This window comes from Blautia sp. AM47-4 (assembly GCF_003479865.1).
GTDB classification, from domain to species: domain Bacteria; phylum Bacillota; class Clostridia; order Lachnospirales; family Lachnospiraceae; genus Fusicatenibacter; species Fusicatenibacter saccharivorans.
The window spans coordinates 1-2,971 of the sequence record NZ_QUHY01000070.1; the positions used below are offsets into that span (position 1 = coordinate 1).

At 36.5% G+C, this 2,971-nt stretch carries 4 protein-coding genes and 1 pseudogene; 2 read left to right on the forward strand and 3 right to left on the reverse strand.

All coding sequences use genetic code 11. The annotated features are described in order from the left end of the window. Positions 1-112: pseudogene (locus DW965_RS18400) on the reverse strand (sigma-70 family RNA polymerase sigma factor); the annotation flags it as partial. Between the two features lie 597 nt (positions 113-709). Here DW965_RS18400 and DW965_RS18405 point away from each other — a divergent pair. Further along, on the forward strand, positions 710-1,066 hold the full coding sequence (locus DW965_RS18405; RefSeq protein WP_009009558.1) for a helix-turn-helix domain-containing protein: 357 nt from the start codon (positions 710-712) through the stop codon (positions 1,064-1,066). 32 nt (positions 1,067-1,098) lie between these two features. On the opposite strand, the gene DW965_RS18410 is transcribed toward DW965_RS18405, so the two are convergent. Further along, positions 1,099-1,794 (reverse strand): hypothetical protein, encoded by a 696-nt coding sequence (locus DW965_RS18410; RefSeq protein ID WP_015552517.1) that lies wholly within the window; start codon positions 1,792-1,794, stop codon positions 1,099-1,101. A 179-nt stretch (positions 1,795-1,973) separates the two neighbouring features. Here DW965_RS18410 and DW965_RS18415 point away from each other — a divergent pair, with 179 nt between their 5' ends. Continuing rightward, positions 1,974-2,534: a TetR/AcrR family transcriptional regulator gene (locus tag DW965_RS18415; protein WP_015552518.1), complete on the forward strand. Its 561-nt coding sequence runs from the start codon at positions 1,974-1,976 to the stop codon at positions 2,532-2,534. Between the two features lie 75 nt (positions 2,535-2,609). On the opposite strand, the gene DW965_RS18420 is transcribed toward DW965_RS18415, so the two are convergent. Further along, a partial coding sequence (locus tag DW965_RS18420) for a conjugal transfer protein (protein ID WP_147398818.1) occupies positions 2,610-2,971 on the reverse strand: 362 nt, incomplete at its 5' end.

Below are 2,971 nucleotides of genomic sequence, written 5' to 3' on the forward strand. Positions count from 1 at the left end.
ACTGTCTGGACAACGCTTTGAGATAGTCTTTGCGTTCATCCTCCATAGCGACTTTACAGATATAATCAAACTGGTTCTCTATGGTTGTCTGAAATTCAGATGGCTTCATCATTGCTCACCCCCTTTCCAGCCTTGAAAGGGAGCGAGTTGATAGGAATTTCTGCTTCTTTCCCCCTTTTCGCTCTTAGTCCCGACAGGACAGGGGGTGCAGTTGCGTTTTGAGAAGAAAAATTTAAAAACTTTTTCTTCCAACTAAAAAAGCACGCAAACAGACGATATTTCTGCTTGTGTGCTTCGATAGTTCTTACTATGTATTGTGAAAAACCATATTGCAGGTCAGACTTTTCTAGCGTAGGTGGATGGCTTTTTTTAACGGTTTACCGAATGTAGATATATTTAAGAAAATATTTTGCATAGCGGCTTCCTCCTGTAAGCCGCCGGAGCCTAAAAAAAGCTGACTTTAATACAACCTCCATGTGTTCTGGAAAAAAGAAAGACGGCGGCTTTTATTAAACCGTCGTCTGGAAAGGCTTATGTGATTTTGACGCAAGAAAAGTGTACTGCCAAATAACGGTTTTTTTTATTTCCGTTTCAGCAGCATAGTTTTATCTTTGGTACACATAATAGGAACTGTACAACTGTACAATACGTTTTTCTATACCTGTCACTATTATAACAGGAACAGTAAAATGTACAGAGGTGGTGTATTATGCGTAAAAAAGAAGATAAATATGATTTCAGGGCTTTGGGGCTTGCCATAAAAGAAGCCCGTAAAAAACAGGGTTTGACCCGTGAACAGGTGGGAGCAATGATTGAGATTGACCCACGTTATTTAACCAATATTGAGAACAAAGGGCAGCATCCCAGCTTACAGGTGCTTTACGACCTTGTATCTCTGCTGAATGTATCAGTGGATGAGTTTTTCTTGCCTGCCAGCAGTCAGGTGAAAAGTACCAAACGCAGGCAGTTAGAAAACAAAATAGACAATTTCACAGACGCTGACCTTGTTATTATGGAAAGCGTCGCAGATGGTATTGTCAAATCTAAGGAAGTGGGGGAAATGTAAATCCTCCACTTTTGTTTATAATTGCAGTGATATTAGAATTGATACTCTGCAATATTTTTGAAATCATTGTTCAACACATAATATACCTTATTTTTAGCAACGGAATATACAAAAGAAACTCTGGTTGCCCAAAGTCCTTCCTGACGTACTGACCTAAGTACATCAAAGGCGTTGGAAATAGAGAAGTTTTCTCCATATCCTTGCAGTAAATCCTTTGCCTTTTCATATCTGTTATCCCCAGATAAAACATATGGATTAGTCAATTCTGGTTTTAGAATGGAGTAATTTGTTATTAAGGAATATTTTTCTTTTTCCAAACGATACCCAATCCCCGGTTCAATAATGAGAACACGCCCAGTTCTATCCGAAAACATAGCCTGCATAGTAGTGTCAGGAGCATAAGTAATTTTCTTTTTTTTCACTATTTCCAATGAATCGTCAAAAGAGAGATTGCCTTTTATAAAGTTTTCTGTCAAATCAGCTATTGTATAGCATGATTCATTACCGCAAAATTGTGCATTGTCATTTCCATGTACATACAACAATGTGCCAACATTCCCATTTCTATTGATTCCATGAAAAGAGTGGTACTTATTATCGGACATTTTTATCCCTATAAAAAAACGGTCCTTTTCGGCAATTACAGTATGTTCCCATTCAGAAAGGTCAATATCAAAATTGAACCCAACAATGGTTTCTTTTCCATTATACACAAATCTTGTACACATATTTGTATTTCCTTTCGTAAACTAATTTGAATATCATAAAAACTAATTACATTAGTAATTTTAAATATTATAAGACTGTTTGTCAATACAAGAGTTCATTTTTTCTAACCAAATTATTGACTTCATTAATTTGATTACTTAAAATGAAGTAAATGATGTGTAGAAAGAGGAAAATGAATATGCGAGTTACAAAAGCCGAAGTTATAAAAACTGCTTCTGATATGGCTGATAGAAATGGACTTCATAATGTTTCTTTGAAAGCTATTGCTGAAAATTTAGGGATTCGTACCCCCTCCTTATATAATCATATAGGAAGTTTGGATGAACTTCTTAGGGAGATAGCACATAGTGGTATGCGTACTATGAATGAAAAAATGATTCGTGCAGTAATCGGTAAGACAGGGGATTCAGCATTAAAATTAGTGGCAGTTGAATATCTTAATTATATGATTGAACATCCCGGTGTTTATGAAATAATTCAATGGGCTAGTTGGAATGGAACAGAGGAAACAGCAATCATTTTTAATGATTATCTATCTTTACTTAAAACACTTATTTGCTCATGTGGCTTTAATCCAGATAAGACCACTGAAATTTTGAACATGGTAACAGGTATGCTTCATGGTTATACAACTTTACAATTAAGATATGCTTTTTCTAATCCTGATAAAGTAAGAAAAGAATTATCCGAAGCAATTGACACACTACTATTGGGAGCTAATCAAAAATATAAAGACTAATGATAAATTTTAAAAAGAAATACTTTATAAGAGAAACGTGCAAATCTCAAATGAGAAATGCACGTTTTTCTATAACTATTTCACAATCTTCCAGTTTTCCCCGTTCTTTTCCAGCACAAGGTCAAACTGCGATACCTGTGTTGTCATGGTCTGGTTATCCAGATATTTCACTGCAAGGGAAGCTGTCACCTGATTTCCGTTTCGATTGTAAACTGGATTCACCAGTTCCGAGAAAATGTATTCTTTCCCCACAGGTTTCAGCACGCCCTCATTCACATAATAGGTCAGCTCCTTTGCGGTTGCCGTAGGGTACAGCTTGAAAAAGGTAGTGAGAAATTCGTTGATTTCCTCTGTGGTGATGGAATCCACCGTACCGTCACTTTGTACCGCTTTGGGAGTGTAACCGGATTTTACGGGAACACTGGTAATGGTTGGAT